Annotated in this window: 1 protein-coding gene; it reads left to right on the top strand. The window is 50.7% G+C overall.

Translation table 11 applies throughout. The features are described from left to right. Positions 1 to 410, top strand: a 410-nt coding sequence (locus tag ACLFKU_RS44285; RefSeq protein WP_410853462.1) for an alpha/beta hydrolase family protein, incomplete at both ends; no start/stop codon positions are given.

Below are 410 nucleotides of genomic sequence, written 5' to 3'. Positions count from 1 at the left end.
ACGGAAAGGGGCTGACATCACTTACGCCAGAACCGGCCAATCATCACATCGAGTTTTCTCCGGACGGTAGATTCTACGTCGACCTCTGGTCGCGTATCGACCTTCCCCCACGCATGGCGCTTTTCCGGTCTAGCGACAACGCTAAACTGATGCAGATCGAGAGCACCGACATCTCCCAACTCGAATCTAATGGATGGAGAACACCAATCAATTTTGTTGCCAAAGGGCGCGATGGTAAGACCGATATTTGGGGAATCATTCATCTACCAGATAGATTCGATCGACATCTGAAGTATCCTGTGGTGGAGCATATATATGCCGGCCCGCAAGGCTCTCACGTCCCAAAGTCATTCACAACCACAACAGAGCCCCTTACCCAGTTGGGTTTTATCGTTGTGCAAATCGACGGA

This window comes from Paraburkholderia sp. EG304 (assembly GCF_046543485.1).
GTDB classification, from domain to species: Bacteria; Pseudomonadota; Gammaproteobacteria; order Burkholderiales; family Burkholderiaceae; genus Paraburkholderia; species Paraburkholderia youngii.
Note: the sequence above shows the minus strand (reverse complement) of the source record. Positions and strands in the feature narration are given on the sequence as shown.